The following is a 26,207-nucleotide window of genomic DNA, read 5'->3' on the forward strand; positions in this document are numbered from 1 at the left end:
GCAAATAATGTATTTAAGGTGCGTAATGGATATTAAAACATTAAAAAGTTTTGTCAGCGTGGCTAAGCATCAGAGTTTTTCAGAAGCGGCCAAAGAGCTACACACCGTGCAACCTGCAATAAGTAGGCATATTGCACAGCTCGAAAGCGAGCTTGATGTTGTGCTGTTTATAAGAAATTCACGCGATGTTGCAATAACTCAAGCGGGTGAGCAGCTATTAAAAGATGCACGCGCTATTTTGGCTCTAGCTGACAAAGCTAAAACTCAGGTTAAACGTGCCCACAACGGGCAGGTAGGTACACTTAATATTGCGCACTTAAGCTCGGCATGTTTAACCTTTATGGCAGCACTGGTTCGAGAATATAAACAGCAATACCCAAGCGTGCACGTTACATTGTTTGAAATGACTGCAACTGAGCAAATACATGCGTTTAAAAACGATTTAATTGATGTGGGTTTTTCACGGCCTTTACCTGATTCAATTAATGATGAATTTGTAAGTCATACTATTTATGTAGATTCATTGGTGGCCATCGTTAATCAAAACCATGCGCTGGCAAATTATAAAAATATTGATTTAGCTAAGCTAAAAAATGAACCCTTTATTATTTTTAATAGAGAGGAAGCACTTGGTCTTTTTGATGAAACCATTTTGCAATGCAAACAAGCTCATTTTTCACCGAACATTATTAGCCAACCTAGGCATATGCAAACATTAGTTACTGAAGTGGCTGCTGGCCTTGGTGTGGCAATTGCGCCTTATTGCGTACGTAAATTATATAGTGAAGGGTGCTATTTTATAAAACTGAGCGACGTACTCACGCAAATCCCGGTGCTATTACAAATTAAAAAAGCAGATACCAATGCGGCTGTTAATGCATTTGTTGAAATAGCCTTAAATGCAAAATTGAGTATTGAAAAAAGTATGGCGGAATAAAAAAAGCCCAGTTAAAAAAGTTAAAAGGGCTAAAAGGGTTGTGCTTAGGGAAGTTGTAGTCGTTTTTAAACTTATATTTAGAGCTTATATTTAGAACTTATATCTAAAACCAAATGCTATACCGTCGTCTTCCGACTGCTCCATTTGTGCTTGTTGATCGTCGTTATCACTTTCGAAGTCACTAAAGTCCTTACGCGCTTCTATGTAGGCAATAGTGGCTTCGTCAATTAGGTAATGAAGGCCAATAACAGCAAACTGACGCTTAAATACATCGTCAGGATCGGCGTTAAAGTTTGGCTGAATTACGTAATCATCGCCGGCATCAAACACGTTGTAGGCAATAAAAGGGCGAAAGTCGTTATCAAAACGGTATGATGCAAATGTTTCTATACCTATTGCGTCTTTAATTAAGCGACCAATATTATCTGTGTCGTGGTTTTTGTTTTTATTTATGTTGGCAGCAACGTAAAGGCCGGGCTTATCAATGTTGCCCCACATAATGCCTGCACCGTAAATTAAATCTTCAACATTGCGAGTAGAACCATCGCCAAACGTTAAATCAAACTCGCCACGGTTAATGCCCGCTGTAAGCGTGAGCATATCTGTAGGGGTATATGTTACAGATGCACCAAATGTGTAGTTAAATTCAACTTCTTGGGCTGCACTATCGCCAGAGTTCCATAGCGTTTCGCATTCTTCTTCTGAAATATCGCTTACGTCACAGGTATAAAATTCGCTGTTTTTAAGCTGCGCTTGTACTGCAAAACTAAAATCGTTATAGCTATTGCGGTACTGCACTAACTTATCACCACGGCCAGTGCCATTTACAGCGCCATCGTCTTTGTTATAGGTGTAAACGCCAGCTGCATTACCATCCCATACAAAGCTATTATTTGTGCCATAAACTACGTCGTACCATGCACCCCATTGTTTACCAATGGTAAGTTGACCATACTTTTCATGTGAAAGGCCTGCGTAACCTAAACGGTTATACAAAAACTCGTCCTGAATTGACTCAAAACGATTGTTATAAATTATATCGCTACTGCCTACAGGGTTTACACCCCATTCTACGAGTGCAAGGGCAGTCCAATCTTTCTTGAGCTTTCGGGTAAAGCCAAAATTAATGCGCGAAGTACCGTTAACAACTTCGGTTTCGTTTTGTGTGTTAATTACACGCACATCAAGATATCCACCTACTTTTAGAGTGTTTTTATCATCTTTGTATAACTCTACCGCTGAAACAGCGGGTGCTAATACAATACTTGCGCTAATCAGTGTCGCTAATTTTTTGCTCATCTTGTGTGTTGCCCTGTGTAAATTTCAGTGTTTTTACGTAGGTAAAAATTCAGGTTCGAAGATTAACAAAGCAATAAACGGCTAAAAAGTGAAAAAAAATCAACAAAATTGAACGGCAAACTTAATTGACATTCACTTGAGGTTAATTTTGTTTTTCAGGTGTTGCTGAGGTTTGTTTTTTTAGTTGTTTTGTAGGTAAAAAGGATTGGTAATAGGTGGTGTGTAAAAATTCTAATTTGAATTAATTTCATCTTGGTTAAAAAATAGCGACTAGTGCAAAAGCTCTAAAAGTGCTTTATTTTCATAAATATAACTTTTTATTGTTACTGCGTGTACAAAAATGAGTTAAGTAAACACACAAACACGTTAAAAGTGTTTTTACTCTAATTCAGTATACGTAATTCTAAACTCCCTAGACGTATTAAAGTGAATATATTGATGAATTTTTACTTGTGTAAGCTGAATAAAAATTTACAAAACCATTTAATTTAATCTGTTATTTGAGTTACCCACTATACAGTGCTAATAAATGGCTAAAACGCGTTAGTTTGCCTTTAAACTTTCATAGAAAAACAGGCCATTTTGGTTTAAACTGCGCGCAATTTAAATACATCATTACTCCTTTGGAGGGTAGCGCTATTATTAGTACAGCTAATGTCACCATGCAATTTGGTGCTAAACCATTATTTGAAAATATCTCAGCAAAATTTGGCGACGGAAACCGTTACGGTTTAATCGGTGCAAATGGTTGTGGTAAATCAACATTTATGAAGATTCTAAGTGGTGAGCTCGAAGCGTCTTCAGGTAATGTAAGTACTGATCCAAATGAACGTGTTGCTAAACTAAACCAAGACCAGTTTGCCTACGAAGAATACTCAGTAATTGATACTGTGATCATGGGTCACAAAGAGCTGTGGAAAATAAAACAAGAACGCGACCGTATTTACTCTTTACCAGAAATGAGTGAAGACGACGGTATGAAAGTAGCCGATCTTGAAACTGAGTTTGCTGAAATGGATGGTTACTCTGCTGAATCTAAAGCAGGCGAGCTTCTATTAGGCGTAGGTATTGGCACAGACCAACACTTTGGCCCAATGTCAGAAATTGCACCTGGTTTTAAACTACGAGTGCTACTTGCACAGGTGTTGTTTTCAGACCCAGATATAATGCTACTTGATGAGCCTACCAATAACTTGGATATTTACACCATCAAGTGGTTAGAAGACGTGTTAAACCAACGCGACTGTACCATGATAATCATCTCGCATGACCGTCACTTTTTAAACTCTGTGTGTACTCACATGGCCGATATTGACTACGGTGAGCTACGTATTTACTCAGGTAACTACGACGAATACATGTTTGCAGCAACGCAAGCACGTGAGCAGCTACTTAGCGAAAACGCGAAGAAGAAAAACCAAATTGCTGAACTTCAACAGTTTGTATCACGTTTCTCTGCTAACGCATCTAAAGCTAAGCAAGCAACATCGCGCGCTAAACGTATCGACAAAATTCAGTTAGACGAAGTTAAAGCGTCTTCACGTCAAACACCGTTTATTCGTTTCGACCAAGAAAAGCAGTTATTCAGAAACGCGCTTGAAATGAATAACTTAACGCAAGGTTTTGACGACAACACGTTGTTTTCTGGACTTGAAGGTTTAGTAGAAGTTGGCGAACGTATTGCTATTATTGGTGAAAACGGTGTTGGTAAAACAACATTACTTAATACATTGGCAGGGCGCTTAGCACCTAAAGCCGGTGAGTTTAAGTTCTCAGAAAATGCGAATATTGGTTACTACGCGCAAGATCACGCAGATGAATTTGCAACCGACATGAACTTGTTTCAGTGGATGGAACAATGGCAACAAGAAGGCGACGACGAGCAAGTGGTTCGCAGCTTCTTAGGTCGTATGCTGTTCTCTCAAAACGATATTAAGAAGTCAGTTAAAGTAATTTCAGGTGGTGAGCAAGGCCGCATGCTGTTTGGTAAAATTATGATGCATAAACCAAACATATTGCTAATGGATGAGCCAACCAACCACATGGATATGGAATCTATTGAAGCGCTTAACTTAGCACTTGAAGCCTACGAAGGTACATTAATGTTTGTATCGCACGATCGTCAATTTGTATCATCGGTAGCTACCCGTATTTGGGAAGTTAAAGATGGTAAAATCATTGACTTTAGAGGCAACTACGCAGAATACCTAGCGAGTAAAGAAGCTTAATTAGCTATTTACCCGTTAACCCTAAAAAGCCATGTTTAAACATGGCTTTTTTGTTTTTGTAGCTTTGTATTAGTCGCAATTAATATGGCTTTGGGTATAATACCCGGCTTAAACAGGACATAAGTCCGCTATTTTAAAAATATATTACTGAGGAGTATTTATGACTGTTGGCATTATTATGGGTTCTAAATCAGATTGGCCAACCATGGAACATGCAGCACTTATGCTAGAGCATTTTGGCATTAAGTACGAAACTAAAGTCGTGTCTGCACACCGCACTCCTCAATTACTTGCTGATTACGCAAGTTCAGCCGCAGAACGTGGTATTAAAGTTATTATTGCTGGCGCTGGCGGCGCTGCGCATTTACCTGGCATGGCAGCTGCTTTTACGTCACTTCCTGTACTGGGCGTGCCTGTAAAATCAAAAGCATTAAATGGTGTTGATTCACTTTTATCTATTTGCCAAATGCCTAAAGGCGTTGCAGTGGGCACACTTGCAATTGGTGAGCCGGGCGCAGCAAACGCAGGTTTACTAGCCGCACAAATTTTAGGGTGTCAAAATCCAGAAATTTTTGCAAAAATTGAAGCGTTTCGTAAAGCTCAAACCGACACTATATTAGCTAATCCAAACCCTGCAGAGTAATAATGAATATTTTAATATTAGGTGCAGGGCAACTTGCACGTATGATGAGCCTTGCAGGCGCGCCGCTTAATTTAAACGTGGTTGCATACGATGTAGGCAGCAAGCAAATTAAGCATCCGCTAACTGGTGAGGTTTATAGCACGTCACTTGAGCAAGCAATATTAAACGCTGATGCAATTACTGCAGAGTTTGAGCACATTCCTGATGACGTACTAACACTTTGCTGTAACAGCAATAAGTTTTACCCAGGGAAAGCCGCTATTAAAACCGGTGGCGATCGCTCGCTTGAAAAAGCATTGCTTGATAAAACAAACGTAACTTGTGCGCCGTATCAATTAATTACTGAAAAAGCGCATCTTGAACACGCAGTTAAAACCCTAGGAAAGCCACTTGTTATTAAAACATGCCAAGCGGGTTACGATGGAAAAGGCCAATGGCGTTTAAAATCGGATAGTCAAATAGACGAAATTTGGTCACAAATGTCTGATTTTATTGCATCGGGCACCGAGCTTGCGCCACATACAATTATTGCTGAAAAAATGATCCCGTTTGATCGTGAAGTATCTATTATTGGTGCGCGCGATAAACACGGTAATGTTGCTATTTATCCGCTAACAGAAAACGAGCACACAAATGGTGTGTTAACGCTTTCTATTGCCGGTAAAAATAATCACTGCGTTGAAGCGCAAGCAAACGATGCATTTACAAAAATAGCAAACGAGCTTAACTACGTTGGCGTATTAGCAATTGAGTTTTTTGATGTACAAGGCACGTTACTCGTTAACGAAATTGCACCGCGTGTACATAACTCAGGCCACTGGACGCAACAAGGCTGCCATTGCTCACAGTTTGAAAACCACATGCGTGCTGTTGCAGGTTTGCCGCTTGGCAATACAGAGCTTAAACACATTACCGCGATGATAAACGTACTAGGGCAACCTAATATTCCAGCTGACGTACTTAAATATGCAGATGTGACTAGCCATTGGTACGGTAAAACTGCAAAACCAGGTCGTAAAATGGGCCATATAAACGTATCGGCCACTAGCATGAACGACCTAGTAGATAAATTAGGTGAGCTTACTGAATATTTACCTGAGCAAGACTACCCTGGTATTTTAAAAGCGGCGGCAAATTTAATCCTTCATTAAATGGCTAACCGTTTTATTAAATGCCGAGCTTGCTCGGCATTTTTTTGTACTTAAAAAAAGCGCAAGGTTACCTAGATTGTGAAATAATGATTGAGTCTAAAATTTTACAGTGAAATTATTTAATGAAACTTAAAGCAATTTATAGCGCACTACTTGTTGCCGCTTCTTTTAGTCCTTTTTTTAGTAACAGTGCATTTGCATCAGACTCTCTTCGTGTTGCTACTTTTAATGTAAGTATGGATGCAACTAATCACACACCTAAAGGTGAGCAAGTTAAAAGTGATGCTTTAGTTAATGCACTTAAAGCAAACCACCAGCAAATTAAGAATATAGCGGAAATTATTCAACGTGTTCGCCCTGACATTATTTTACTTAACGAATTTGATTACATCCCAAAAGAGCAGGGAATTGAATACTTTAATAAGCATTATTTAAATGTAGGTCAGCAAAAACAAGCCGCTATTAATTACCCTTACTCTTATATTGCCCCTGTAAATACAGGCCTAGCTACCGAGTTTGATTTAGATAACGATGGCAAGAAAAATGGCGTGATGGGCGATGCACAAGGTTTTGGTTTTTTTGAAGGCCATTACGGTATGGCTATTTTGTCAAAATACCCAATCGATTTTGATAAAGTAAGAACCCTTCAAACCTTTAAATATAAAGACATGCCAAATGCACAAATGCCCGTAATGCCTAAAACAGGCGAAAACTGGTATAACGTACAAGAATGGCAAGCACTTAGACTTAGCTCTAAATCGTTTTGGGATTTACCTATTAACGTAAATGATAAAACCATTCATGTTATTGCATCTCACCCAACACCCCCTGTATTTGACGGTGAAGAGGATAGAAACGGCAAACGTAACCACGATGAAGTAAGGTTAATTGCCGATTACGTTTCAAACGCTAAGTATATTTACGATGATAAAGGCGAAAAGGGCGGTTTAAAAACTTACTCTCGGTTTGTTATTTTAGGCGATTTAAATGCCGCACCAGAGGGCGATAAAGCCCGCACAAATACCACCGACCAACTACTTAAAAACCCATTGATAAACGCTCACTTTGTTCCAAAAAGTGAGGGCGCTAAAGAGCAGTATGCTGTGCCTTATGCACAAAATTACAGTGCTAATTGGCAAGCGCGTGTTGATTACGTTTTACCGTCAAACTACGGCTTAAAAGTTAAAGACGGTGGTGTGTTTTGGCCAACTAAAACGAGCAATGAATATCGTTTAATTAAAGACAGAAACGCATCGAGCGATCATCGACTGGTGTGGCTTGATTTAATAGTTGAATAACGCCTATTAACAGGGGATGCGCTAGTAAACTGAGCTTTACCCTGTTTAATGGCTATTTATCTTAAAAAATTGCAATAACTTGAGTGCTTCTGCTTAAATACGGCTTAATTATAATAACCGTATAGAAGCACTATGATTTTTAATTTTTCTTCATCTAAAACGTTAGTGGCCTTAGCTGTTGCCTCAAGTGTCATGCTTGCAGGTTGTAGCGCGACCGCTAACACCTCATCAACACAGCAAAGTGCTTTACCAGCAACATCGGTTGCTGCGGTTGTAAACACGCCAGCAGATATCGGCTCACAAAAAATAACGCTAGAACAAGCAATGGCCGATCCCGATTGGATGGGCAATCAGCCAGAGAGCGCTTATTGGGCTAGCGATTCGGCTACTATTATTTATGCTCAAAAAGAGCAAGGTAATACACTACGCGATTTATTTAGCCAATCGGTTACTAGCCAAACAGCAGAGCAGGTAGCACTTAATAAACTTCATACTGTGGGTTCAAATAAAGCTGTTTATTCAAAAAATAAAACAATGGCGGCCTACACGTTTAAAGGCAATGTGTTTGTTAAAAACCTAAAAACCGGTGAACTTAAACAAATTACAGCGACATCAGCAAGCGAATCTAAACCACAATTTTTAAATAATGGCGATTTAGTTTACCGCCAAGGCAATGTATTTTTTAAAGTTGATTTAAAAACAGGCTTAACGAGCGAGCTTGCTAACTTAAAACTTGCTGATGAGCCAAAAGGGATTGAAGAGCCAAGCACGTATATTGCTAAAGAGCAGCATAAATTGATTAAGTTTGTGGCGCTTCAACAAAAAAATAAAAAAGATAAGCAAGCACGTAATGAGCAAATTAATGAACAAAACAATTCAATTGCTAACACGGCTTACTACTTAGGTGATGGTAATAAAGTTGCAGAAGCACAGCTTTCGCCAAATGGTGATGCGCTGTTAGTCGTTGTACAAAAGCAAACAGATTGGCGCGGTGATGGCGATATTATGCCTAACTACATTACAAATGACGCCACTATAGAACCTAAAAAAGCACGCCGCCGTGTAGCCGATGCTAAAGAAGAAACCTCAAAGCTTGTGTACATCAATTTAACTAACAAAGAGCAAACATCACTTAGCTTTAATACCTTACCGGGCTTTGATGAAGATGTTTTAGCCGCAGTTAAAAAAGAAAATTATGCACGCAAAGGTAAAACATATAAGTCTAAAAAGGCGCCTCGTGGCATTAACCTTATTATGGACTGGGGTTTTGAGCAAAGCCCAATAGTATGGAGCGATGACGGCTCGCAAGTAGCTGTCATGCTTGAAGCATGGGACAACAAAGACCGTTGGCTTGCTACCGTTGATTTTAAAAACAACAAACTTGTGTCGCAACATCGCCTGCATGACGATGCATGGATTGCTTACGCATTTAACGACTTTGGGTGGTTACATAACTCAAACACGCTTTATTACCTATCGGAAGAGTCAGGTTACAGCCAGCTTTATAAAAAGCCTGTAAATGGTAGTGCAACCGCACTAACACAAGGCCAATTTGAGGTTTCTAACTTAACGCTTACCAGCGACGACAGCGCAATTTATTACAAAGCGAATGTTGAGCATCCAGGGCTTTACGAAATTTACCGCGTTAACCCGCAAACAGGTAATAGCGAGCAAGTAACTGACTTAAATGGCATGACTGACTACACGTTAAGCCCAGATGAAAATAAGTTACTCCTTAAGCACTCTACAATTACTATGCCTAATGAGCTTTACGTAGCAGATGCCAAAGCAAATACAAAAGCAACGCGCTTAACGCATACTGTGTCGGATGAGTTTTTAGCTAAAAAGCTAACAGCCCCTAAAATTGTTGCCGTACCATCGAGCCATACTGATCAACCAATATATGCAAAAGTATATTATCCAGCAGATTACGTTGAGGGTGAAGTAGGCAAAAACCGTAAAGCGGTTATTTTTAACCACGGCGCAGGTTACTTACAAAATTCACACATGGGGTTTTCGGTTTATTTTCGTGAATTTATGTTCCATTCATTGCTCGCTGATGAAGGTTACATAGTAATGGATATGGATTACCGCGCATCTAAAGGTTACGGGCGTGATTGGCGTACTGCGATTTATCGTCAAATGGGCACGCCTGAAACACAAGATTTAGCCGATGGCGTTAAATGGATGGCGCAAAATGCCAACGTTGATACCAAAGCCGTAGGCACTTATGGTGGCTCTTACGGCGGTTTTATGACCTTTATGGCATTGTTTACCGCGCCTGAGTTATTTCAATCGGGTGCGGCACTTAGACCTGTTACCGATTGGGCGCATTACAACACAGGTTATACGGCTAATATATTAAACCACCCTGATGTTGACCCGATTGCGTATGAGCGCAGCTCGCCAATTTATTATGCTGAGGGTTTAAACAAGCGTTTATTAATTAACTCACCAATGGTTGACGATAACGTATTTTTTCAAGATTCAGTGCGTTTAGTGCAGCGCTTGATAGAGCTTGAAAAACAAAACTTTGAAACAGCTATATTTCCTGTTGAACCACATGGTTTTGTACAGCCTTCAAGCTGGTTAGACGAATACCGCCGTATTCATAAGTTATTTAAAGAAACACTTTAATCTTTAACTCTTAAAGTATAAAAACAAAAATGCCGCATTAGTTTAGTTAACTAATGCGGCATTTTTATTGGATTGAACAAAATCTAACTTTATTTTTGCTTTTTAAAGTTCTTTTTAAAGAGCTCTATAGCCAATGGTATGGCAAGCAGAGTCCCGCCAATAACACCAATTAAATGTGCATCAATAGCTACAGTGGAGTTAATAAGCTTTCCTATATCAGCATTAGGGCCGCTAAATTGTTCAAACCCTATTTTAATCCATACGCCTATGAATAATAAATAACCCGATTTGAGCCCTACAGTTATATCTTTAACCGCACCCCAAATAATTACACCATGTAGTAGGGCACTTAATCCGGTATAAATATGTATGCTTGGGCAAAACCAATACACGCCGAGTCCGCACCACAGTGCTAGCGCAGTTGTATTAAAAGCGTAGCGAGTAGGTGATGTGTATTCGCCATGTAAAAGCCATATTAATAAAACACCACTGGCATTTAATCCCAAATGAGCCCAATTAGCATGAACAAATTGGCTTGAAAAGATTCGCCATAGTTCACCTTCATCAATTAGACTTCGGTTAAATTCAAGTAAATTATTTAAATCAAATGCAGCAAAAATGGTACTAAAAAGCAGCAGAATAATAGGCGGTAATATATAACGAGGTTGAATAGGTAAATTAAGCATTTTATTATATTTTTTTAGTCAAAATTTTTGCATATTGTGCCCGTTTAACTTTAAGATGCCAAATACAACTACGTAATTAAGTGTTTTTAGTATTTTTATGCATTTTAAACTTAACTCATTATTTGCCATTGGACTGTGCGCAGTATCGCTGCCTTCATTTGCACAGCAAGCAACTCAAATTGAAACTCGCGAACCTGAAGCCGCTACCGGATTAATCCATAAAGAAGTAGTGCAGGGTAATAAATACATGGTTGCTGCGGCAAATCCATATGCCTCAAGAGCCGGTCAACGAATTTTAGCCCAAGGTGGCAGTGCCGTAGATGCTGCGATTGCTACTCAACTAGTGCTTACTTTAGTTGAACCGCAATCGTCAGGTATTGGCGGTGGTACATTTATGATGTATTACAACAAAGCTAACAATAAATTGACTAGTTTTGATGGCCGCGAAACAGCACCTGCAAATGCAGACGAAACACTGTTTTTAGATAAGCACGGCAAAGCCGTTAAATGGATTGAAGCCGTAGTAGGCGGACGCTCTGTTGGTGTGCCTGGTATTTTACATGCCTTTGCAAGCGCGCATAAACAATACGGTACATTGCCGTGGGAAGCGCTTTTTAAACCGGCTATTGAACTTGCAGAGCAAGGCTTTGTAATTTCACCGCGTTTACATGGCTTATTAGCACGCCAGTTAAACCCAGGCGTGTTGAGTATGCCGATTATTAACGAATACTTTTACCCGAATGGTAAGTTAATTGAAGTAGGTAGTGTTAAAAAGAATCAACCGCTTGCTGATTTATACAAAGACATTGCAAAGCAGGGCATTGATGCATTTTACAAAGGCGAAAACGCTAAACAAATGGTTAATGCTGTACAGCACTCTAAAATAGCCCCTGGTAAATTAAGTGTGCAAGATTTAGCAGATTACAAAAGTAAAGAACGCGAAGCGGTATGTATACAATACCGTGCTTATAACGTGTGTTCTATGGCGCCACCAAGTAGTGGCGGTGTAGCTGTGCTACAAATGCTTGGCCTACTTGAGCATAAAGATATGAGCGCACTTAAACCAAATGGCGAAAAGGCGATTCATTACTTTAGCCAAGCTTCGCGTATTGCATTTGCCGATCGCGATATGTACATGGGCGATCCCGATTTCACGCAAGTACCTACAAAAGAGCTATTAAACAAAGATTACATTGCATCACGCGCTAAATTAATTACCGAAACAGACCAAAAAGCCGTAGCCGGTAATCCAGTAGGGTACCTAAGTTATGCAATGGATGATTCATACGAGTTACCTTCTACTTCTCATGTCTCTATTGTAGATAGTAAAGGTAATGCAGTTTCGATGACTAGTTCAATTGAAATGGCGTTTGGCTCCACGGTTATGGTTAATGGCTTTATTTTAAATAACCAACTAACTGACTTTTCGTTATCGCCACGTAAAAACGGCAAGCTAGTAGCAAACCGTGTAGAGGCTGGTAAACGCCCGCGTAGCTCTATGTCACCGGTAATGGTATTTAATAAAGATGGCAGCTTACGTTTAATTGTAGGCTCACCTGGCGGTAGTCGTATCATAGATTACGTTGCACAAGTTGTTGTGGGTGTTATTGACTGGAATTTATCAGCGCAAGACGCTATTAACTTACCACGTACAACAAATCGTAACGATTACACCAGCCTTGAAAAAGGCACAGCCATTGAAGCCATTGCGCCTGAACTTACTAAACGCGGCCACAATGTACGTATTATTGACTTAAACTCGGGCTTACACGCAGTTGAAGTTAAAAATGACAAACTTTACGGTGGAGCTGATCCGCGCCGTGAAGGTGTTGCGTTATCTGATTTAACTGATAATAACGCCACTATACAATTTTAAATTATGTATAATATGCATGCGAGCAGTGAAGCCCGCATGTATTTTCTCTCAATGGTCTGACTAGCTTAATTGTCGTTGCAATTAAACCTTTAACACTGATAATGACAGATCATAACTTAAGACTCCGTTAAAGCCTGGAAATATGACAACTAATACTGATCCTAACTACTTATATATTCATCATTCTGGCCCTGGCCTAATTGAAACACCGCTATTAAATAAAGGCAGTGCCTTTAGTAAAAAAGAACGCGAAAATTTCAATCTTGCTGGTTTACTTCCTCCTCGCTTTGAAACAATTGAAGAGCAAGTTGAGCGTTGTTATCAGCAATATTCTAGCTTTACCGACAACCTTAATAAGCATATTTACTTACGTGCGATTCAAGATAACAACGAAACACTTTACTACCGTTTAGTGCGGGATCATCTTGAAGAAATGATGCCAATCATTTACACGCCTACAGTTGGGGATGCTTGTGAAAAATTCTCAGACATTTATCGCAGCGCGCGTGGCTTATTTATTTCGTATGAAGACAGATACCAAATTGACGACATTTTACGCAACGCTACCAAAGGTAAAGTAAAAGTTATTGTTGTAACCGATGGCGAGCGTATTTTAGGCCTTGGCGATCAAGGTATTGGCGGCATGGGTATCCCAATTGGTAAATTGTCACTTTACACTGCGTGTGGTGGTATAAGCCCAGCATACACATTACCTGTAATGCTTGATGTGGGTACTAATAACGAAAAGCTTTTAAACGATCCTATGTACATGGGTGCACGCCATAAGCGTATTGCCCAAGACGAATACGATGAGTTTTTAGATTTATTCATTAAAGCGGTTAAACGTCGCTGGCCAAATGTGTTACTTCAGTTTGAAGATTTTGCACAACCAAATGCAATGCCGTTACTTAAGCGCTACCGCAATGAAATTTGTAGCTTTAACGATGACATTCAAGGTACTGCGGCTGTAACGGTAGGTTCTTTACTTGCAGCGTGTCGCGTTAAAAATTCAACCCTTAGCCAACAAAAAGTAGTTTTTGTGGGTGCAGGCTCTGCTGGTTGTGGTATTGCTGAGCAAATTATTAGCCAAATGGTTTTTGAAGGTATTAGTGAAGCTCAAGCGCGTAGCCAAGTATTTATGGTTGACCGTTTTGGCCTACTTACAGAGGGTATGGAAGGCTTACGCGATTTCCAACAAGCACTTGCACAACCTCAAGGTTCAGTAAGTGATTGGACTTACAGCGGTGAATACGCATCACTTCTTGATGTTATGCACTGTGCACAACCAGACATTTTAATTGGTGTTTCAGGTCAACCAGGTTTGTTTACTGAGCAAGCTATTCGAGCAATGCACGCCGGTTGTGAACAGCCAATTATTTTCCCATTAAGTAATCCATCTAAGCAGGTAGAAGCGCATCCTGCTGATGTGATTAAGTGGACTGACGGTAAAGCACTTGTTGCAACAGGTAGCCCATTTGATCCGGTAGAACACAACGGTGAAATTTTTCCAATCCCACAATGTAACAATAGCTATATTTTCCCGGGTATTGGTTTAGGGGTTATTGCCGCTAAAGCGACACGCATTACAGATGCAATGTTAAGTGTGTCTAGCGAAATGCTTGCAGAGTCGTCGCCACGTGCAAACACAGGTAAAGGTAGTTTATTACCAGCCCTTACGGAAATTGAAACGCTAAGTAAGCGTATTGCATTTGCCATTGCTAAAAAAGCAATCGAAGAGGGCGTTGCTCTTGAGATTACTGATGATGCGTTATGGGCAGCAATCGACAAAAATTACTGGTTACCAAAATACCGTAACTATAAACGTTGTAGTGTTTAATAACGGTACCCGTAATTTAAAGTAAATGAAGCTGTACGTTAAGTTACAGCCATTAACAAAAAACAGGCAATTGCCTGTTTTTTTGTGCTTGTTCATATTTAATTAACCACGTAAGGTCTTTAATAGCATTTACAAAATTAAAGGATCGACTTAATGAAAACACTGACACTCGTTTTAGGTAGTGCACTGGCTTTTAACGTACTTAGTTTTGATGCACTCGCGGCAGCGACTCCCGATGCTCCTCATATTTATGTTAAAGGCGAAGCTACTCTTACCACAATGCCAGATTACGTGCAGCTTAGCGTAGGTATTACCGAAGTTGATAAAGACTTAATTGCTGCTAAAAATAAAACCGACTTAACCATCGCTAAAGCAATTAAGCTCGTAAAAGAAATTGGTGTTAAAGAGGGAGATATAAACGCCGGGCAAATCTCAATAAACCGTGATAGCCAATATAACCGCACTACCGGTAATCAAGAATTTAAAGGCTTTAAGGTTTCTCGTACATTAACTGTAAAACTTAGCGATATAAATAAATACCCTGAATTACTACAAAGCTTAGTTAACAACGGTATTAACGAAATTAATCAAACGCAATTTTTAGCAAGTAACTACAACGAGCTGCACAAAAAAGCGCAAAAGTTAGCAATTAAAGATGCACGGGATGCAGCAAAAGAGTTTAGTGAAGATTATGGCGTGGATTTAAAAGGATTGTACAGCGCATCACTGAGTCCACTCAATGTGCAGTCGCAGCCTTATATGCGCGCAGAAAAAGTAATGATGGCTGATAGCGCACCAAGTAACTATGTACCTGATGCCTACCATGCTGGAGAGATTAAAGTAACGGCTTCAAGCTATGCCGTGTACTACATAGATTAAATTTATTTTTGGTGGTGCTCAAAACGTGCCACCAACTTCTCACCTTGCTCTTGGCTAATGCGCGCTATTGAGTTAAGCATATTAGTCACTTCGCGTCTGTCGTATTCATTAGTTACATGTTCATTTATGTCATCAACGATCGCATTTAAGTAATTAAATAAACTGTTTCGTGCATCGGTATCTTTATGGGCAATAAACAAAATATTTTTAAATGCCTCAAGCACATTTGTCATTACGTATGCATCGCCTTTGGCGTAATTACGCAGCGGTGTAAAGTTGTCGTGTAATAACTCATCAAAGCTTGTTTCATGAAGGTATAACAATGGGGCATTATCACTGTGCTTAAACGAGTAGTTAATATCGTTAATTGAAAGTCGTTGAATAAGTAAAATACTCAGCATATCAATTGATTTAACCGCAGTACCGGGATCGTTGATACCCGGGCTCATTGCCTTAACTGCAATTTCTGATATTTGCGTTAACCCATAACGGTAATGATCGCTAATGTACTCCTCTATATAAAAAATAAAGCAGTCGAGAATTTTATTTATCAACTCTTCATCGTTTGATATGTCTTTATTACACTTTAAAAACGGATAGCCTTTAACTGTAAAATAGCCTTGGTTAACAGAGATATAAACCTTTATATCTTGCTCTGCCAAAATGGCACACAGCTTATCGGTATGTACGCCTTTATAATACCCTTCCGTTTTACTGCTAACCGAATGCCACTTGCTAAAGTCTGGAAAGTCTTCAACTGGGTTCTCTTGTTGTCTTAGTATTATTGTTTTAATTTCGTTTTTAGTTTGGCTAAACAAGCCATTTAATACGTTATCAACCTGAATGGCGCGAGAGATTGAATGTATAAAAAATACAAATAAACCTAATGAAATCAAGCCAAAAATAAGTGCAAACAGTACACCAATTGAAGGAATAGCCGTACTGCCACCTTCAAGTTTATTAATATTTATAAGCATAATAATTGAGTAAATTATGCTGCCTAAATAAAATCCCAAAACCATTTGGTGTGATTTACGCGTAATAAGCCCAGGCACTACGCGGGGCGATAAACTCGCACTGGCCGAATTTAAAACCACCATTACCATCGAAAAACTAAACACAGTAAGCGAAATAATACTCCCCGCTAAAGTGCTTAAAATAGTACGCGCGTTTTCGGCGCTATCAACAAGTACAACCGATATAAACGATTTCAGCTGCTCAATAGGGGCTAAATATTCAACCGACATAGTTATAATGGCAAATACTAAAAAGCCCACTGAAAGCATAGAAGGGTAAAAGCCAATACTGTTAATCATTTCACGGTAACTGTCGGCTACTTTGCGAGGTACAAACATAAAATCCTTATGTGATTTTCTACTAACTTAATACCCTTAGCTTAGCATAGGCATTTATTAAACTTCTGATAATGCTGCTCAAATTTATATGTTATTATCACGCCCACAATAATAAAGCGCATGCTTATGCGATAAAAATAACAGGAAAACGCCGTGATCATTTCAACTTATGCTGCATTACTTGCATTCTTTTACATTTATTTGAGCTTTAACGTAATAAAAGTGCGCCGCGCGGAGCAGATATCACTTGGTGATAATGGTAACGCAACGCTGCAACGTGCTGTGCGTGCCCACGCTAACTTTATGGAGTACGTGCCAATTGCTTTAATTTTACTTTTTTTGGCAGAGTACCAAGGGCTTGCTAGCCATTACTGTCATATATTAGGTGGTGCGTTATTAGTAGGGCGTGTGTTTCAAAATTTAGGCATAGTAGAAAAAAGCCTGAAATATCGCCAAATTGGTACTATTACTACATTTTTAGTGATTATTGTTAGCGCCTTTGTATTGCTAGTAACACGTGGCTAATTAAAGAAAAGTTAATGAGCAAAATATTTATAATAGGTTTACCGCGTACCGGCACTACTAGTGTGTGCCACGCATTTTTAGAGCTTGGTATTACAACGGCGCATACCGCGTATACTAATGCTTGTTTTGAAAATGCTAACGCGATTGCCGACACTCCCATATTTAATGACTTTAAAGCGCTTGATATTCATTACCCAGACTCTAAGTTTATTTATTTAGAGCGCGAACCTGGTGCATGGCTTGTATCAATAAAACAGCTTTTAACGCGTATGCACACTAATTTAACCCGTGCAGACGGGGGCTTTAATATTCATATAAAACGCTGTTATTTAAATACGTTTAGTGAGCTTTCGCTTAATAATATTAGCGACGATAGTTACTTAGCAGACTGTTATAAAAAACATTTTAATGATGCTCAAACGTATTTTAATAACCGCGACAACGATTTTTTATCCATTGATATAGCAAAGCCTGATAGCTATAAAAAGTTATGCAATTTTTTAGCGTTAAAAAGTGATAAAACTGATTTTGAAAAAATGAATATGGGCGGCAAAGTTACCGCGTGGAACGATATTAAACACCCGTTAAAAGTTGAATCTACGGCTAAAGGGCGGATAGATAAATTACTGCCTTACAAGATTTTTTAAATCAAATACGTTAAAATCCCCGCATTATTATTTAAGTTGTACAGAACATGTTTGAATTAAAATACCACACCCCATTTGAATGGACCGAAGTTGTCCTTGCTGACTTTAATACTTTTTTACAAGATCACGCCGCTGCAGAAAAAAAAGCATCGGGTATGGCTATGTCTATGCTTTCGCATTATCCAGACAAACGTAAATTAGTAAAAGCTATGACCGACTTAGCGCTAGAAGAATTAATACACTTTAAACAAGTACTTAAATTGCTTTTAGAGCGCGATGTAAACCTAGGTGACGACAAAAAAGATCCGTACATAAAACAAATACGTGCACTATTTAGACACGGTCGTGATGGTTTTTTAATGGACCGATTACTAGTAGGTGGTGTAATTGAAGCACGTGGCCACGAGCGTTTTTCTTTAGTTGCACAAGCACTTCCTGAGGGTAAAGAAAAAGACTTTTATGTTGCTATTGCTAAGTCAGAAGAAAAACATAAAAACCTATTTGTAGAACTCGCTTACGAATACTTTGAAAAAGAAGAAGTTGATGTTCGTCTAGAAGAGCTGCTTATAGCTGAAGCTAAAATTTGTGAAAGCATTCCGTTTACAGCCGCTTTGCATTAACTAAAACTAGCGTAAAGCGTATTTTCACTCGCTTTGCGCAATACACCTCTGCTCTTATTTCTTTGTTAACCTCTTCATGAATTGTTGATTTGCAATTTGCGAATCAAAATAATAAAAAACATGTTTATACATCTTAATCCATTGATTATAAATACAAAAACCCTTGGTCTCATACTTGCTACCTATACAGTAAGCAAATTGAGGGAAAGGCTTATGTTAAAATTTATTTTTATACTATTACTAATATCTTTTACCGCTATGGGCAGTGAAAGTCATTTAGATTATATAGAAAATGCAAATGGTGAGCGGGTACAAAAAGTATCGCACTTAGTTAAATGGACGCATACTCGCTTTGTGTTTACCCGTGATATTTCTCGTATTGCACTTGGCCACGAAACAACACTTGATGTGAACGTGGTAAATGGCCGTGAGCTACTAATTTTAGCTAAAAAGTTGGGCCGTACATCTATGATGGTGTGGTACGACGATAAAAGCTCTGAAACATTTTTACTTGGCGTAACCGAAGACTACAGCGTACTGGAAAATGCCTTAAACGATATTCATCCTGACGTACAGCTAACCATAGCGCCTGATCGCCATGCTGTTGTATTACGCGGTGAAGTACCTACTATAAATTATCGTCATGCCGCTTATGAAGCTGCAAAAAACTACCTTTATGCCAGTAGCTCACAAGCATCACAACCTGTTATTACCTCAAATCCTAACCAAGGTATGTTTAATTCACTTGCTCAACGCTTGCAAGGTTTGGGTAACGCAAACGGCGGTAGCTCTCAAAACTCGAGTAAAGTCGCTATTATTAATTTAATAAAAGTAACTCAAGCACCCAAGCCAAAAGAAGAGCGTATTAGCGAAGTGATTAAATCAATGGGCGCAGATAAAGTGACCATTAAGCGCATCTCGGTTGATGAGTTATCAAATGACGACAACGATGTGTTTTTACTTTCCGGCTCTGTAAAAAATCAGATAGAGCTAGTGCGCTTATTAAATACAATTAATAAGTTATTCGAACCAGAGCAAGCATTACAAACTCAGGGTTCTCCTCTTGATCCTAATAATTTAATGGGCGGCGCAACGCAGGATAAAAGTTCAGGTATTGAAGTACTTGCCAACGAGTCAGGCGGTTTAATAAATGATGCTACCTCAGGATTAAATTTAAGCAATGTGAGTTCTAATATTGCAAGAGCAACGTTGCTGTCAGTGGCTGGCGGTAAAGTTTTATCAAGTATTGAAGTTGAAGACTTACCGCAAGTGCGTGTATCGGTGCAGCTATACGAAGTAAATCAACGTAGGTTAAAGCAATGGCGCCCAGATATTAGCGTGCTCTCTAATGGATATGAAAAAGAAGCGGGCTTATTTGGCCGTGACGGTATGACTAATCGTGAATCTGGCTCTGCAACAATAGAAAATGCGCTGCAATTAATTGGTGGTCAATTAACTAATAACTTACAGCTTTCTACCTCACAGTTTGCCATTGATATGTTGTTTTCATTACTTGAACAAGAAGGTATTTCTCGAACGCTTTCTCGCCCTACAATAACAGTTTTAGCCGGTGAAAGTGCCGTGTTTAAAGTCGGTGGTGAAGTACCCGTACCTACAAGTTATAGCCCATCAGGAATTACAAGCGGTCAGCAAGGTAGTAGTGGGTCGGTGTTTAGCGGTACAGAATTTAAATCATTTGGAGTTGAATTAAATGTACGCGCCATGGTTGACGACAAAGACAGAATAACACTTGATCTAAACCCAGTAATTTCATTACCCGATACCACGTTAACCGCCGAAATTGCACAAAGCACAGGCAGCAGTTTAAACAGTAGTGCATTTAATACACGCAGCATGCAAACATCAACACGTTTAAAAGACGGGCAACCTCTTATTATTGGTGGCTTAATTAGCACCGATAACAATGCAAGCCACGACTTTGTACCTGATGGCAACGGCAATAGCATGCTAGGAAAGTTAAGCGAAACAACCAGTAAAAGTGAAAACAACCGCGAGCTTATAATTGTTGTAACTCCAAACCTGGTGCGTGAGCCAATTAATACATTACGTTCGTGGGAGCACGCAAATATAGACACCCAGGTACTTAGCTATATACAGGAGCAAGGGCTATGAAAATATTTTATATTATTTTACTGCTTACTTTATCGGGTTGCGCTCATATTGATTACAAGCCAACAGTAAATCCTTACAACGCGCTCGGTGACATCGTTAAAAAATACCAATTAAATGCCCAACCATTAAAGTGTGAAGGTATAAATGCAAGTAACTGTTTAAACCTAGTGCATGAGGTGAATCAGTTAATGCTTGAACACCCCGATAACACGGCAATACTGTCTATATCGGCTTACGTACTTTATAAAAGTGGCCGTGCTAATCAATCTCAACAAGTTATAAACACATTACTGAATAAAGCTAATCCACCATTAAATGCAATTACTTTAGGGGTTACGTTAGCAATAGAGCAAGGTAATTTAGCTAAAGCAAAAAGCATTGCTCAATACGGCGTTGATGTTTTTGGTACACATGCTTCACCATACCTGCAAATGGCCTCTATACATTATGCTCAGGGCAGTTACGTTATAGCTTCAAACTACTTAGAGCTTTCGGTTAAGTTTGGTTTAAATAGCACCGCCTATTTTTACCATAAAGGGTTAATTGAAGAAGCGAATACCAATAATTTATTGGCCTGTGGCTACTATGAGCAAGTTTTACGTGCAGAACCCACGCATAAAAAAGCACTTGCTAGGCGCGGTAAACTCTCCGTTTTAGGTAATTGTTATTCTTAAGGCCTTCGGGCCTTTTTTATACCTACAATTTGGCATTATTAATACCAATCTGCTTATATATGGGGTCTATTTAACATTAAGAAAATTACGCTAGAACTAGGCAAAAATTTTTGTATCTAGTTGTTCTAAATAAAAAATTTTTAACGACGTTATAGTGCAATTTAATTCGTTAAATTGATCAAAGATTTATGCAGGTTGGTATAAGGAGCCAAAACCACTTTATTATTTATCAAAAATAGGAGTAAAGCTTACGCTCATCCTACGTTTTATACATAACCTCACAAGATTGCTTTTAATATTTCCCCCTTACACTATCCATCAGTTTTAATAATACTTTCAATAACGTAAACCTAGCATTATTTATCTAAAATATTTTTAATATTGATTTGCATTTTGCAAATCAAAAATGAAAACATCTAATAAACAATAACTATTAAAAACATAACTAACTGTATTTAATGGTTATTTATAGCTGGCATGGTCCTCGCAATATGTAAAGTGAGCATAAGCTCTTCTAATTTAAAGGCTACGATTATGAAAACTATTAAACATAACTTAAATAGCAAAAAGCAAAAAGGTTTTGTACTAACGTCAGAGCTAATCATTCTTTCTACTTCAATGGTAGCAGCACTTGTAATTGGTTTATCTACATTACGTGACTCGGTAACCAGCGAACTTGAAGATGTAGCTGAAGCAATTGGCTCACTTGACCAAAGCTATGTATTTGACGGCATGATTAACGCCGAAGGCACTGCTGAAGTGTCTGGCTCTGGGTTTGTGGATTCAGTTGATGTGTACGCAGGCGATGGCAGTTCATTCACTTTTGTTGCATCAGACTTTAGTGAAAGTGCCGCACTTGTTAATGCAACACCAAGCGGCGATGCTGCAACACGTACAGCAGCAGGCGGTTCGCAAGGTAACTAACGCAAGGTACCCAATATAAGGCAACCAGGTTTGAATACCAAGCTTAAGGCTCACTGCCACAAAAAGTGTGGCAGTGAAAGTTACTCTGGAGGAATATTATGAAAAGTAAAAGTAACAAAGGCGCAACCACTGCGGCTCTCACATTACTCATCACCTCTGGCATGTTAGCTTCGGCTTTGGGTATTAGACAGGTAAACGATGAAAATAGCGTAACAGCTTGGGTAGTAAACAAAAATATGTCTGCCGGCCAAACTGTAACCGTTCACGATGTAGAGCAAAAGAGTATAGATCCAAGTAACTATTCAAATATTGCACTGAGCGTTCAAAATCCACGTGCATTAATAGGTCAAAAATTAGCAACTAATAAAATGGTTGAACAACCCTTATTCGACACCGATTTTATTAGAGAAAAAAGCCAAAATTTATCAGAAGCCATTCCGGCAGGGCGTGTTTTATATACTTTAAAACTAAACACCTTAGATATTCCGCTTTCGCGCATACACAAAGGTGACCGACTCGACATAGTCGCTAAAACAAATCGCTTAGTAAGAACAGTTGCCCGTGATGTACAGCTTATTGGTGTTTCAAAAGGTCCTAAATCGCAAGCCGCTAAAAGTGGCGTAATGGATAACTTAGCTAAAGAGTCTAATTCTGCTACAGGCGGTGTTTCGTTAGTCCTTGCGGTACTTCCAAAAGATGTTTATTCGTTGGCGGGTATAGATAACGCCGACAAAGTTTCAATTATTGTGCATAGCGCTTATGACATTGAACAAGGTCGTTTGCAAAACTTTTCACGCTTACAAACCAGTCGCACAATCGAAGTGGTTAAAGGTGTTAAAAATGAAGCTGTATATGTAGCTAAGTGAGTTTTTATGTTTAATTTATCAAGCAAACATGAAGAAGTTCAAACCAGTTTAAGTACCTTTGAAGAGCTTAAAAAGCTATTGCACGATGCTGTTATCGAAGAGTACGAACAAGAACCAACCGCGCTTTTATCAAGTAATGTTCTCGAAAAAATCTCTGCTTTGTGCAGTGAAATTCCACAATTTAATCAATCTTCATTTAACCAACATCAACAAGATCAGGTTGTTCAGGCTGTATTTGATGAAATTCAAGGCCTGGGACCTATTGCACAGTTTATGCTGGACGATCAGGTTAGTGATATTTTAATAAACGACACGCAAGATATATGGATTGATAAACAAGGCAAACTACTTTGCACAGCTAGTAAGTTTGATGACGAACGCCATTTACGCCGATTTGTTGATCGCTTACTTGATGGCTGTGGTCGCCAAGTAAATGCGCTTATGCCAATTGTTGATGGCAAATTAAAAGATGGTAGCCGAGTTCATATTATTGTACCGCCTGCGTGTACCAGCGCCGCGATTGTGTCTATTCGTAAGTTTAATCATAAAAAAATAAACGATGACTTTTTAGTTAATAACCATTTTTTAGATAAAAAAATCTTATCATTTTTAAAAAGCGCAGTTAAAACAGGCGTTAATATTTTAGTGTGTGGCAATGCAGGTGCAGGTAAAACGTCATTATTAAATGTTCTTGCTAACTCAATTAACCCAAATGAACGTGTTGTCACCATTGAAGAAAGTGCTGAGCTTAATTTGCATCACAACCACGTTGTGCAATTAGAAGCCCACGACACAAACAGCGATGGTAAAGGTGCAGTAAGCCTAAGAGATTTAGTAAAAGCAGCCCTAAGAATGCGCGCAGATAGAATACTTGTAGGTGAGGTACGCTCAGGCGAGGTAATCGATATGCTCCAAGCAATGAACTGTGGTCACCAAGGCTCAATGACGACCATACATGCTAACAGCGCAAATGATGCCGTTATTCGTTTATCTACTTTAGTGCAGTTACACAATGCACAACTGAGCGATACCCATACAAGTTCGCTAATCGCGTCGAGTATTCAACTCATAGTTCATGTTTCTCGCTCAACTAATGGCACCCGAACTCTAAAAAGTATTGGTGAAGTTAAGCGTGTTAATGGCGGCGCACATTTTAGCCCGCTTTATAGTATTAACGAAGCTGAGCCTGTACAAAGTGAGTTAATAGATAACTCAAGTGTTATTGAGTTTATGAAAGGCCAAGGGGCAAATGCAAAAGAATTAAAAGCATTACTGCACAATAACCCGGAGGCTAACAATGACTAAACTTGATTATTTATTAGCTATTGCGGCGGTTATAACCTTTGTACTTGCAACTAGTGTGTTGGTTTCTTTGTATGCTAAAAATAAAAGCAGCCAAGGCACTAAAAAAGTAGATATTTTAGAAGAAAAAGACGTACTTACTCTGTCACTACGAGTGCTAGGCTTAAACATAAGTAACGCCTGGTTTATAAGCATGGCGTGCTCGCTCTCTAGTAGCTCATGGTTTTTAGCTAAATTATATTATCCAGAGGCATCAACCAGCGCGTTTATTATTTCAATCGTGGTTTTTGTAACCTGTTTTATAACTGTGATTGACTTGGCTCATTATAAATTAGCAAAATTTGAGCATCATTTTTTAGAATTTATTGAAACCGTACAATCGTGTTTAAGCACTGGGCTATCGCTACAGCAATCAATGCAGTTTGCTGATGAACATGCAGACCCATATATAAAAAAACAAAGCACCTTACTAATACAACGCATGAGCATGGGTAGTGATGCCGAAACGTCGTTTGCCCCTTTAATTGAAAGATACAACTGCGAAACCGTAAGATTGTTTGCTCATAGCATCATTACACATACACAAAGCCAGTGTGATTTAACCGATATGCTAAAAAGCGTATGCAACATGATGTCGCTTAGGACCCTCGACCGCCAACAGCTAAAAGCTAAGCTTTCTGGCACTAAATACGCTGCTGTATTTAGTGGTTTTTTACCTTACGCACTAATTCCTTTATTTAGCTATACCGATCCAAACTGGTTTGAACCATTATTAAACGACCCTAATGGTATTGCATTTATAACGGTTGCGCTTATTTGTCAGCTATTTGGTTTTTTATGGCTACGCCTTAGCTTAAGGGTAACATTATGATTGATATACTTTTACTTATCGGACTTTTAGTAAGTATGGGGTCATTTATCCATATTCATAGGCAATCTCTTAAAGTTGAATTAGATAAACCCGATACTAAAAACATTAATTGGTATCCGCTAATCATCATCTCTAAACGTCAACTAAGACAAGCAGGAATTCAAATTAATAAAATATTAATAAGCCTGTACTGCTTCAAAGTGGCTGCTACTTTTAGTGCATTTACGGTTATAGAACTAACAGGTTATGAGCTGAGCCAATCGATTAAATTATTACTGTGTTTTATGTGTTTTTTTGCACCAGAATGTTGGTTTTTATTACGTAAAAACCAACGTAAAACCGTTATAAATAATAGCTTAGAGTTTTTTTTACGGGTGTTACTGGTTTACATGCGCGCTGGATTTTCACTAGAGCGCTCATTTGCACTGGCGGTTGATCATGGATTAAGTCAAAAACACCCATTATACAAAGAGCTAAAGTTATTTTTATTCGAACTAAGCGCAGGTAAAGATCGTGAATTTGCATTTAATTCACTTTTTGAAAGAACTGGCGTATTAGGAATTAAAAAGCTCGCCAACTTAATGTTAATAGGGTCAAAACTTGGTACGCCACTTATCCAAGCAGTAGAGGCTCAACTTGAAGGCTTAGCTCTAAAAAAGAACATTTTACTCGCTAAAAAGGTAAACAAAAAAGCGATGCACACAACCTTTCCCATTATCTTAATTTGTTTTCCGATGTTTTTGGTATTGGTGTTTTTTCCCGCAGCATTACAAGTAATGAACGTACTTAAAATGCTTGTAGAAGTGTTATAGGAGCCTG

General features: G+C 38.9%; 22 protein-coding genes. 19 read left to right on the forward strand and 3 right to left on the reverse strand.

Features of this window, described 5'->3' with window-relative positions:
• Window positions 1-25: 25 nt before the first annotated feature.
• A complete protein-coding gene (locus I6F44_RS13605) occupies window positions 26-937 on the forward strand; it encodes a LysR family transcriptional regulator (RefSeq protein WP_197173956.1) in 912 nt (303 codons plus the stop codon).
• 90 nt (window positions 938-1,027) lie between these two features.
• Here the strand turns inward: I6F44_RS13605 and I6F44_RS13610 are convergent, their stop codons facing one another.
• Window positions 1,028-2,236 carry a porin gene (locus tag I6F44_RS13610; protein ID WP_197173957.1) on the reverse strand — a complete coding sequence of 403 codons (1,209 nt, stop codon included), beginning with the start codon at window positions 2,234-2,236 and terminating at the stop codon, window positions 1,028-1,030.
• 638 nt (window positions 2,237-2,874) lie between these two features.
• Between I6F44_RS13610 and I6F44_RS13615 the strand changes: the two genes are divergently transcribed.
• From I6F44_RS13615 to I6F44_RS13635, 5 genes are all read left to right on the forward strand, one after another.
• The gene (locus I6F44_RS13615) at window positions 2,875-4,464 is read left to right on the forward strand and encodes an ABC-F family ATPase (RefSeq protein WP_076915491.1); all 1,590 of its coding nucleotides are present in this window, start codon (window positions 2,875-2,877) and stop codon (window positions 4,462-4,464) included.
• Window positions 4,465-4,624: 160 nt separating this feature from the next.
• A complete protein-coding gene (purE, locus tag I6F44_RS13620) occupies window positions 4,625-5,107 on the forward strand; it encodes a 5-(carboxyamino)imidazole ribonucleotide mutase (RefSeq protein WP_002962540.1) in 483 nt (160 codons plus the stop codon).
• Between the two features lie 2 nt (window positions 5,108-5,109).
• On the forward strand, window positions 5,110-6,258 hold the full coding sequence (locus tag I6F44_RS13625; protein WP_197173958.1) for a 5-(carboxyamino)imidazole ribonucleotide synthase: 1,149 nt from the start codon (window positions 5,110-5,112) through the stop codon (window positions 6,256-6,258).
• 122 nt (window positions 6,259-6,380) lie between these two features.
• Window positions 6,381-7,556 carry an endonuclease/exonuclease/phosphatase family protein gene (locus I6F44_RS13630; RefSeq protein WP_197173959.1) on the forward strand — a complete coding sequence of 392 codons (1,176 nt, stop codon included), beginning with the start codon at window positions 6,381-6,383 and terminating at the stop codon, window positions 7,554-7,556.
• 132 nt (window positions 7,557-7,688) lie between these two features.
• Window positions 7,689-10,193: a S9 family peptidase gene (locus I6F44_RS13635; RefSeq protein ID WP_197173960.1), complete on the forward strand. Its 2,505-nt coding sequence runs from the start codon at window positions 7,689-7,691 to the stop codon at window positions 10,191-10,193.
• Between the two features lie 89 nt (window positions 10,194-10,282).
• On the opposite strand, the gene rrtA is transcribed toward I6F44_RS13635, so the two are convergent.
• Window positions 10,283-10,879 (reverse strand): rhombosortase, encoded by a 597-nt coding sequence (rrtA, locus tag I6F44_RS13640; RefSeq protein WP_076925974.1) that lies wholly within the window; start codon window positions 10,877-10,879, stop codon window positions 10,283-10,285.
• Window positions 10,880-10,976: 97 nt separating this feature from the next.
• Here rrtA and ggt point away from each other — a divergent pair, with 97 nt between their 5' ends.
• The 3 genes from ggt (at window position 10,977) to I6F44_RS13655 (ending at window position 15,471) form a co-directional block, all read left to right on the forward strand.
• Entirely contained in the window at window positions 10,977-12,755 is a 1,779-nt protein-coding gene (gene ggt / locus I6F44_RS13645) for a gamma-glutamyltransferase (RefSeq protein WP_197173961.1), read from the forward strand.
• Window positions 12,756-12,897: 142 nt separating this feature from the next.
• Window positions 12,898-14,592 carry an NAD-dependent malic enzyme gene (locus I6F44_RS13650; RefSeq protein WP_170070897.1) on the forward strand — a complete coding sequence of 565 codons (1,695 nt, stop codon included), beginning with the start codon at window positions 12,898-12,900 and terminating at the stop codon, window positions 14,590-14,592.
• Between the two features lie 153 nt (window positions 14,593-14,745).
• On the forward strand, window positions 14,746-15,471 hold the full coding sequence (locus I6F44_RS13655) for an SIMPL domain-containing protein (RefSeq protein WP_024598391.1): 726 nt from the start codon (window positions 14,746-14,748) through the stop codon (window positions 15,469-15,471).
• A 2-nt stretch (window positions 15,472-15,473) separates the two neighbouring features.
• Here I6F44_RS13655 and I6F44_RS13660 read toward each other — a convergent pair whose 3' ends face one another.
• Window positions 15,474-16,826, reverse strand: a complete 1,353-nt coding sequence (locus tag I6F44_RS13660; protein ID WP_197173962.1) for a DUF2254 domain-containing protein — start codon at window positions 16,824-16,826, stop codon at window positions 15,474-15,476.
• Window positions 16,827-16,979: 153 nt separating this feature from the next.
• Between I6F44_RS13660 and I6F44_RS13665 the strand changes: the two genes are divergently transcribed.
• The 10 genes from I6F44_RS13665 to I6F44_RS13710 all read left to right on the forward strand — a co-directional run bounded on the left by I6F44_RS13665 (window position 16,980) and on the right by I6F44_RS13710 (window position 26,200).
• Window positions 16,980-17,351 carry an MAPEG family protein gene (locus I6F44_RS13665; RefSeq protein ID WP_197173963.1) on the forward strand — a complete coding sequence of 124 codons (372 nt, stop codon included), beginning with the start codon at window positions 16,980-16,982 and terminating at the stop codon, window positions 17,349-17,351.
• A gap of 14 nt (window positions 17,352-17,365) precedes the next feature.
• Window positions 17,366-17,998: a sulfotransferase gene (locus I6F44_RS13670; RefSeq protein WP_165735145.1), complete on the forward strand. Its 633-nt coding sequence runs from the start codon at window positions 17,366-17,368 to the stop codon at window positions 17,996-17,998.
• Between the two features lie 47 nt (window positions 17,999-18,045).
• Window positions 18,046-18,618: a tRNA-(ms[2]io[6]A)-hydroxylase gene (locus tag I6F44_RS13675; RefSeq protein ID WP_007586685.1), complete on the forward strand. Its 573-nt coding sequence runs from the start codon at window positions 18,046-18,048 to the stop codon at window positions 18,616-18,618.
• A 213-nt stretch (window positions 18,619-18,831) separates the two neighbouring features.
• On the forward strand, window positions 18,832-20,751 hold the full coding sequence (locus I6F44_RS13680; protein ID WP_197173964.1) for a pilus assembly protein N-terminal domain-containing protein: 1,920 nt from the start codon (window positions 18,832-18,834) through the stop codon (window positions 20,749-20,751).
• A complete protein-coding gene (locus I6F44_RS13685) occupies window positions 20,748-21,425 on the forward strand; it encodes a tetratricopeptide repeat protein (RefSeq protein WP_024609062.1) in 678 nt (225 codons plus the stop codon). The genes I6F44_RS13680 and I6F44_RS13685 overlap by 4 nt, the downstream gene beginning before the upstream one ends.
• A 534-nt stretch (window positions 21,426-21,959) precedes the next feature.
• A complete protein-coding gene (locus I6F44_RS13690) occupies window positions 21,960-22,349 on the forward strand; it encodes a hypothetical protein (RefSeq protein ID WP_010552792.1) in 390 nt (129 codons plus the stop codon).
• 98 nt (window positions 22,350-22,447) lie between these two features.
• Window positions 22,448-23,215 carry a hypothetical protein gene (locus tag I6F44_RS13695; protein WP_197173965.1) on the forward strand — a complete coding sequence of 256 codons (768 nt, stop codon included), beginning with the start codon at window positions 22,448-22,450 and terminating at the stop codon, window positions 23,213-23,215.
• A gap of 6 nt (window positions 23,216-23,221) precedes the next feature.
• Window positions 23,222-24,520: a CpaF family protein gene (locus I6F44_RS13700; protein ID WP_197173966.1), complete on the forward strand. Its 1,299-nt coding sequence runs from the start codon at window positions 23,222-23,224 to the stop codon at window positions 24,518-24,520.
• The gene (locus I6F44_RS13705) at window positions 24,513-25,388 is read left to right on the forward strand and encodes a type II secretion system F family protein (RefSeq protein WP_197173967.1); all 876 of its coding nucleotides are present in this window, start codon (window positions 24,513-24,515) and stop codon (window positions 25,386-25,388) included. Before I6F44_RS13700 ends, I6F44_RS13705 begins: the two co-directional genes overlap by 8 nt.
• A complete protein-coding gene (locus tag I6F44_RS13710) occupies window positions 25,385-26,200 on the forward strand; it encodes a type II secretion system F family protein (protein ID WP_024589372.1) in 816 nt (271 codons plus the stop codon). Before I6F44_RS13705 ends, I6F44_RS13710 begins: the two co-directional genes overlap by 4 nt.
• The last annotated feature ends 7 nt before the right edge of the window (window positions 26,201-26,207 follow it).

This window comes from Pseudoalteromonas sp. NZS11_1, from assembly GCF_015864275.1.
In the GTDB taxonomy this organism is placed as follows: domain Bacteria; phylum Pseudomonadota; class Gammaproteobacteria; order Enterobacterales; family Alteromonadaceae; genus Pseudoalteromonas; species Pseudoalteromonas arctica.